Source organism: Solirhodobacter olei, from assembly GCF_004010155.1.
Taxonomy (GTDB): domain Bacteria; phylum Pseudomonadota; class Alphaproteobacteria; order Rhodobacterales; family Rhodobacteraceae; genus Solirhodobacter; species Solirhodobacter olei.
Map to the genome: position 1 here is coordinate 315,162 of NZ_RRYH01000007.1, position 7,329 is coordinate 322,490.

A 7,329-nucleotide genomic window follows, 5' to 3' on the forward strand; every position below is an offset into this window, starting at 1 on the left:
GCATGGACAAGTTCGAAAAGCTCACCGGGGTCGCGGCCCCGATGCCCTTGGTCAATATCGACACCGATATGATTATCCCCAAGCAGTTCCTGAAGACGATCAAGCGTTCGGGCCTCGGCAAGAACCTGTTCGACGAGATGCGCTATGACGACAATGGCAACGAGCGTGAGGATTTTGTGCTCAACCAGCCGGCGTATCGCCATGCTGAAATCATCGTGGCGGGCGATAATTTCGGCTGCGGCTCCTCGCGCGAGCATGCGCCCTGGGCGCTTCTCGATTTTGGCATCCGCTGCGTTATCTCGACGAGCTTTGCCGACATCTTCTTTAACAACTGCTTCAAGAACGGGATCCTGCCGGTCGTTTTGCCGCAAGAGGCCATCGACGAGTTGATGGAGGATGCGCGTAAGGGGTCGAACGCGCGGATCACCGTGGATCTGGAAAGCCAGACGGTCACCTCCTCGGACGGGAACACCTTCCACTTCGAGGTGGATCCGTTCAAGAAGCATTGCCTTCTCAACGGGTTGGACGATATCGGTCTGACGCTGGAGAAGGCCTCGGCGATCGACACGTTTGAGGCGAAGGCGGAAACGCTGCGCCCCTGGGTCTGATCCAGATCTGGGCAAAAATGAGGGGGCGTCCGGATCGGGCGCCCCCTTTTCGCTGCAATATTGATGCATTGCGGCGACAGAATCGCCCTCAAACCGCCGAACCGGCACGCTTTTCTCAACAAGGGATTGCTAGGGTTGGGAAAGTAGGCAAAAATTGGGCACGAATGAGGCGCAGCGCCATAATTGGCGCGATCGACAAGGAAAAAGGGGGCGGCATCGTACCTCCCCCGGCCGGGTTGAGGGTAGACGGGCAGTGCTCCAGAGGATTCCGGGCGCGTTTGTGCGTGCCGTATTGGTTATGCTGTTGATCGCGACTCCGTCGCTCATGTTGTCGCAGGGTAACAGTGATTCGACGCAGGTGGTGGCCTTCTTCGGCCTCTTCGCCGGCGCGCTGACGTTTGCCGAATACGCATCGACCTATCCCGGGTTGATCGAGTTCCGCTACGCGCCGCCCTTCAACCGCATCCGCTTCCTCGCGCTGTTCCTGAGCGTCTTCCTGATCACCGTGATCTGCCAGGCGCAGACCGATCCCACCCCCTTCGGCGCCTTCGTGAAGGCCGTGGGCACGCTGGTGGGCGGGGCGATCGACGTGCCCTACAGCCCGGTGCGCCTGATCACGCTGATGCTGCCGGCAAAGACACCGGTCGAACATGTCATGCTGGTGCGCACGGCTGCGGGGATGGCCTACCTCATCTCGCTCGTCATGCTGGCGGTCTTCGTGATCGTTCTGAAGATCTTCAACTGGCCGAACCGGTTGGGCGCGTTCAACGTCTGGGTCAACCTGCCGACCTTCGATCCCACCGCCGGCGGCGACGTGGTGGCCCGGCTGGAACGCGACGCGCGGTTCAACATCGCGCTGGGCTTCCTGCTGCCCTTCCTGATCCCGGCCGTGGTGAAGCTGGCGATGTCGTCGTTCCAGCCGATCACGCTCTCTTCGCCGCAGACGCTGGTCTGGACGGTCTCGGCCTGGGCCTTCCTGCCGGCGAGCCTGTTCATGCGCGGCATCGCGATGGGACGGATCGCGCAGATGATCCGCGAGAAGCGCCGCCAGAATCGCGCCGCCGAACGCGCCTCCTTTCAGCCCGCCTGATCCGGCGGGCCGCTTCGGCGGCCCGGCCGGCTGACGCGATCCCTCAGGCCGCTGCGCGCCCCGTCGCGCGCGGCGCGCGCGGATCCGGCACAAGCGCCGCGATCTCGCGGGCGACGACCTCCTCGAACGCGGTCTCTTGGAAGCCGGGCAGCAGGCGGTCGAAGGCCTCGCCCGCCATCCTGTGCGGGGTGCGATAGAGGTAACGCATCTCCAGCAGCTCCCGAGAAAGCTCGTGGAACGGTGCCGCGAGCCGCATCGCCCACCAGGGGAAGGCGTAGACACGCGGGGTCCGGCCCGTCTGGCGCCCGATTTCCAGGCGGAACGCGTCGAGCGTGAAGGTCAGGCCGGGCATGTTCACCTCTTCATAGGCCGAAAGCGTGTCGCGCTTTTCGGCCAGCGCCACCGCGGCGCGGGCCATGTCGGGCAGGTAGGCATAGGCCCGCGCGGTGCCCATCGGGCCCATACGGGTCATTCGGTTCCGCTTCAGCCGCTTCAGGATCAGCATGTTCATTACCGTCGCGGGGTTCTCCGGGTCGATGAAATCGCCGCCGCGAAGCAGGATCACGCGGATCCCGTCCTCCTGCACCGCACGGCGGTAGGTGGCTTCCATCTCCGACCGGATCCGGCTCTTCCGGGCCGTGAAGCGATGCGGTGTCGCCTCGGACCAGGGGCCGGGCGTATCGCCGTAGACATAGACGTTCCCGGGCACCAGAAGCGTCGCGCCGGAGGACTTCGCGGCGGCGATGGCCTGGGCGGTGATCTGCGGGACCAGCACCCGCCAGTTGTGATACATCGGCGGGTTCTGCCCGTTGACGATGACATCGACACCTTTCGCGGCGGAATGGATGTCGGTGCCGCGGCGGTAGCGGCGCACCTCCCATCCGGCGGCGTCGAAGGCTTCGGCGGCGCGGCAGCCGAAGCCGCCAGAGGCGCCGAGCACGAGGACGGTCTTGGTCATGGCTCTCTCCTGTTCGCGTTGATCGGTGAATTGCTAAGCCATGCGCGCATGCATTGAAATTCGCCGATGCTGCATGTTATTCATTCATCTATGCATAGCTCAGACCCGCTCGACTGGTCCCAGATCCGCATCCTGCTGACCGTGGCAGAGACGGGCTCGCTCTCCGCCGCGGCGCGCGAGCTGGGCCTCAGCCAGCCAACGCTCGGCCGGCAGGTGCAGGCGGCTGAGGCGTCGCTCGGCTTCCCGGTCTTCCGTCGCCACGCCAAGGGCCTCGCGCTGACCGAGGAGGGCGCGGGACTGATCGCCCCGGCCCGCGAGATGCGTGCGGCGGCGGGACGGCTGGCGCTTGCCGCTGCCGGGCGCGACGCGCGGCTGGCCGGCACGGTGCGGATCAGCGCCTCCCTGATCGTGTCGCATTTCGTGCTGCCGCCGATCCTCGCGCGCCTGCGCGCCGAAGCGCCGGAGATCGAGCTGGAGCTCAACCCGACCGACGCCTCTGACAACCTGCTGTGGCGCGAGGCCGACATCGCCATCCGCATGTACCGCCCCGAGCAGGGCGCACTGATCGCCCGGCACCTGGGCGACAGCCCGCTGGGCCTGTTCGCGGCCGAAAGCTACCTGGCCCGCCGCGGTGTGCCCGAAACGGTCGAGGATCTGCGCGGCCACGACTGGATCGGCCTCGACCGGTCGGAGCTTCTGATTCAGGGCCTGCGGGCCTACGGGTGGCAGATGGGCCGCCACGACTTCGGCCTGCGCTGCGACGATCAGGCGGCGGGCTGGGCGATGCTGGCCGCCGGTGCCGGGATTGGCATCGGCCAGCTCGCCATCGGGCATGCCACCCCGGGCCTGCGCAGGATCGTGCCCGATCTGCCGCTGCCGAGCCTGCCGCTCTGGCTGACCGCGGCGGAGGCGCTGCGTCACACGCCCAGGCTGCGCCGGGTCTGGGATGCGCTGGCCGAAGGGCTCGCCCCCCTGACCGCCGCTTGAAATTCCCGCGGCTGCGGGCTAGGCGGAACCAACGTTTTCGAGGAGCACGACATGTCCAATCCCTCCCTTCTGATCCTGCCCGGCGACGGCATCGGCCCCGAGGTCATGGCCGAGGTGCGTCGCGTCATCGACTGGCTGGGCGCCAAGCGGGGGATCGTCTTCGATGTCTCCGAAGGCCTCGTCGGCGGTTGCGCCTACGACAAGTACGGCACGCCCCTGCATGACGACACGATGGCCCAGGCGCAGGCGGTCGACGCCGTGCTGCTCGGCGCCGTCGGAGGGCCGCAATACGACAATCTCGACTTCTCGGTGAAGCCGGAGCGGGGCCTTCTGCGCCTGCGCAAGGAGATGGACCTCTTCGCCAACCTCCGCCCCGCGCAATGCTTCGACGCGCTGGCCGATTTCTCCTCGCTCAAGAAGGACGTGGTCGCCGGGCTCGACATTATGATCGTGCGCGAGCTGACCTCCGGGGTCTATTTCGGCGAGCCGCGCGGCATCTTCACCGAGGGCAACGAGCGCGTGGGCATCAACACCCAGCGCTATACCGAAAGCGAGATCGCCCGGGTGGCGCGTGCCGCGCTCGAGCTGGCGCGCAAGCGCAGCAAGAAGCTCTGCTCGATGGAAAAGGCCAACGTGATGGAATCGGGCGTCCTGTGGCGGGATGTCGTCTCCAAGATCGCGGCCGAGGAATATCCCGACATCGCCGTCTCGCACATGTATGCCGACAACGGCGCCATGCAGCTGGTGCGCGCGCCCAAGCAGTTCGACGTCATCGTGACGGACAACCTCTTCGGCGACATCCTGTCGGACTGCGCGGCGATGCTGACCGGCTCGCTCGGGATGCTGCCTTCCGCCTCGCTCGGCGCGCCGATGAAGAACGGCCGGCCGAAGGCGCTTTACGAACCCGTCCACGGTTCCGCCCCGGACATCGCGGGGCAGGGCAAGGCCAATCCGATCGCCTGCATCCTCAGCTTCGCGATGGCGCTGCGCTACTCCTTCGATCTTGGCGCCGAGGCCGACAGGCTGGAGAAGGCGGTGGAGAAGGTGCTGGCCGACGGTGTGCGCACGGCCGACCTGATGGGCCCGGAAGGCGGCGTGCCCGTCTCCACCACCGGCATGGGCGACGCCGTCCTCGCCGCGCTCGACGCGAGCCTCTGATCCCGGCAGCGCCGCGCGCGACCCGCGCGGCGCGCCCGCCGAAGCTGGGGGCCTGCCGGCCCCCATGCGCCCCGACCCGGCGCCCGAGACAACCGAGAATTGAGGCAACGCCCGCTCTGGGCATCCTCCTGCGACAGCGCTAACATCCCGATGACCCGTTCGGCAGGCCTTCACCCATGCGGATGAATCACAGTGTTCGGGGTGTGCTATTCGCGCTCCTCGGCTTCGCGCTGTTCTCTACTCATGATGCGATCATCAAGCATCTGGGCGGGTCCTATTCCGCATTCCAGATCATCTTTTTCCGCACGTTGATGAGCTTCCCGGTGGTCACCGTCATGCTCATGCGCGACCGGACCGACGCCAATCTCATCCCGAAGCATCCCTGGTGGATCGCGCTGAGGATCTGTTCCGACATGACCGCCGGGGCAGGGGCCTTCTACGCCTTCTCTGTGCTGCCGCTTGCGCAGGTCTACGCGATGCTTTTCGCCTCGCCACTGCTGATCACCGTTCTGGCCATCCCGATTCTGGGAGAGCGGGTGCGCCTGCGCCGCGGCATTGCGGTGATCACCGGCCTCGTCGGCGTGCTGATCGTACTGCGCCCCGGCGCGGAGCCGATCGGCCTTGGCCATATCGCCGCGATGATCTCTGCGCTCGGGGGGGCGACCTCCTCGATCATCTCGCGCAAAATCGGGCAGGAGGAGCGCAGCGCAGTGATCCTGCTTTACCCGATGATGGCGAACTTCCTTGTCATGGGCGCGCTGATGCCAGTGGTCTACCTGCCGATGCCGGTGATCGACCTCGGCGGCATGGCGTTGATCGCGCTGTTCGCCATCCTCGCCGGCCTCTGCATGATCGCGGCCTATCGAACGGCAGAGGCGATGATGGTCGCACCGATGCAATATTCCCAGATCATCTGGGCGGCGCTTTACGGCTACCTGTTCTTCGGCGAACGAATCGATGCGACGACCGCGCTGGGCATTGCCGTCATCGTCGCCTCCGGCCTCTACATTGTGTTCCGCGAGAGCCGCGCGACGGTCTCCGAGAATCGCCCAGCCCTCAATATCCGCGCCCGCCCTGACACGGGACCGGCGGCGCGGTTCCCTTCTCTCTTTTCCCGGGGCCGCGCGCGTCCTTGACCCCTTGCAAATGCCTGCGCGAGGCGATAACTCCCGCGCACCGGTCGGAGTGTAGCGCAGCCTGGTAGCGCACCTGCTTCGGGAGCAGGGGGTCGGAGGTTCGAATCCTCTCACTCCGACCAATTTTCCCAACTTGACGATTGTCTGGATGGTCTCCCTTTTTGGGGCGCTCTCCCAACTTTGGATCAGCGGATCTGGCCTATCGGGCTGTCCGTCCCGCGAAACGTGCCTTCGAAGACGATGGCGGGAAAACCGGCACGCCCGGATCGGGACGATTGACATCACGCTTCCGTGATCCAACCCCTCACATGCCGCGTATTCCTGATGCATTCCAAAACGGATGCCCAACCGGAGACGAAGACATGCTTAGAAGGACGTTCATTGCCACGGCCTTCGCCGTGACCGCTCTCGCTTCTACCCCGCTCCATGCGGAGGAGATGGACATCGTTGATACCGCTGTCGCAGCCGGCAGCTTCAACACCCTCGTCAGCGCGGCTAAGGCCGCCGACCTTGTGGAGACGCTGAAGGGCAAAGGCCCCCTCACCGTGTTCGCGCCCACTGACGCGGCATTTGCCAAGCTGCCCGCGGGCACCGTCGCGGACCTGCTCAAGCCCGAAAACAAGGACAAGCTGGTCAAGATCCTCACCTACCACGTCGTGCCCGGCAAGGTGATGTCGACGGACCTTACCGATGGGATGATGGCGAAAACCGTCGAGGGGTCTGAGGTCACGATCCACACCGAACCCGCGGTGATGGTGGACGACGCCAAGGTGACCCAACCCGACATCAGCGCCTCGAATGGTGTGATCCACGTCATCGACAGCGTGATCATGCCCAAGATGTAAATCGAGACCCCGTCGGTCGCTGCCGGCGGGGTTTTCCACTCAGGGATTGCAGCGGGGGCAGCTACCCGGGTCTGCCTCCGTGCGCCCATCGCAGCGCGGCCTATCCTCGCGGTATGCGCATGCGCAGCAACTCCAGAGTTCGGCGCGCACCAGGTGTGTCGGCTCTCCGCACCATGAACAGGGCAGGCCTCTCTCGACCGAGGTTCGGCCAAAACCGGGGGCGGCGCAGGCAGGGCACGGCGCTTCCAGCCGCGCGGCCAGTTTCTGTGCGAGCCGTCCAAGCGTCTCCATCCTGCGCGGATTGCAACGGGCGCGCATGTCGGTCTGCACGAACGCCTTGCGGTCGGGCGAAAGACGGCTCGCCTGCGCCATGGCCTCGGCCAGTTCCGCCCGGTTGCCGATGCCCTTGCTTATTCGGGGGCCCACGTCCTTATGGCCCGGTCGAACGATCACCTTTTGCGCCGGAAAGCCGATACGTGCCAGGAAGGGAGCAGGGTCTTCGCCTGGCCCAAGATGGGATGGTTGCCGCCCTCCCCTGACGGCATCG

General features: G+C 65.8%; 8 protein-coding genes and 1 tRNA gene. 7 read left to right on the plus strand and 2 right to left on the minus strand.

The genetic code is table 11. The annotated features are described in order from the left end of the window. Window positions 1-2 precede the first annotated feature (2 nt). Window positions 3-608, plus strand: a complete 606-nt coding sequence (leuD, locus tag EIP85_RS07020) for a 3-isopropylmalate dehydratase small subunit (RefSeq protein ID WP_127901447.1) — start codon at window positions 3-5, stop codon at window positions 606-608. A gap of 298 nt (window positions 609-906) precedes the next feature. After that, on the plus strand, window positions 907-1,698 hold the full coding sequence (locus tag EIP85_RS07025) for a hypothetical protein (protein ID WP_241559913.1): 792 nt from the start codon (window positions 907-909) through the stop codon (window positions 1,696-1,698). Window positions 1,699-1,741: 43 nt separating this feature from the next. Here the strand turns inward: EIP85_RS07025 and EIP85_RS07030 are convergent, their stop codons facing one another. Beyond that, window positions 1,742-2,656 (minus strand): NAD-dependent epimerase/dehydratase family protein, encoded by a 915-nt coding sequence (locus tag EIP85_RS07030; RefSeq protein ID WP_127901449.1) that lies wholly within the window; start codon window positions 2,654-2,656, stop codon window positions 1,742-1,744. A 90-nt stretch (window positions 2,657-2,746) separates the two neighbouring features. Between EIP85_RS07030 and EIP85_RS07035 the strand changes: the two genes are divergently transcribed. The 5 genes from EIP85_RS07035 (at window position 2,747) to EIP85_RS07055 (ending at window position 6,782) form a co-directional block, all read left to right on the plus strand. Further along, window positions 2,747-3,643 carry a LysR family transcriptional regulator gene (locus EIP85_RS07035; RefSeq protein WP_127901450.1) on the plus strand — a complete coding sequence of 299 codons (897 nt, stop codon included), beginning with the start codon at window positions 2,747-2,749 and terminating at the stop codon, window positions 3,641-3,643. A 51-nt stretch (window positions 3,644-3,694) separates the two neighbouring features. Then, entirely contained in the window at window positions 3,695-4,801 is a 1,107-nt protein-coding gene (leuB, locus tag EIP85_RS07040) for a 3-isopropylmalate dehydrogenase (protein ID WP_127901451.1), read from the plus strand. Window positions 4,802-4,983: 182 nt separating this feature from the next. Next, window positions 4,984-5,937: a DMT family transporter gene (locus tag EIP85_RS07045; RefSeq protein ID WP_127901473.1), complete on the plus strand. Its 954-nt coding sequence runs from the start codon at window positions 4,984-4,986 to the stop codon at window positions 5,935-5,937. 45 nt (window positions 5,938-5,982) lie between these two features. Then, a tRNA-Pro gene (locus EIP85_RS07050) sits at window positions 5,983-6,059 on the plus strand. A 240-nt stretch (window positions 6,060-6,299) separates the two neighbouring features. Next, window positions 6,300-6,782, plus strand: a complete 483-nt coding sequence (locus EIP85_RS07055; RefSeq protein ID WP_127901452.1) for a fasciclin domain-containing protein — start codon at window positions 6,300-6,302, stop codon at window positions 6,780-6,782. A gap of 39 nt (window positions 6,783-6,821) precedes the next feature. Here the strand turns inward: EIP85_RS07055 and EIP85_RS23000 are convergent. Next, a partial coding sequence (locus EIP85_RS23000; RefSeq protein WP_338325340.1) for a DUF6671 family protein occupies window positions 6,822-7,329 on the minus strand: 508 nt, incomplete at its 5' end.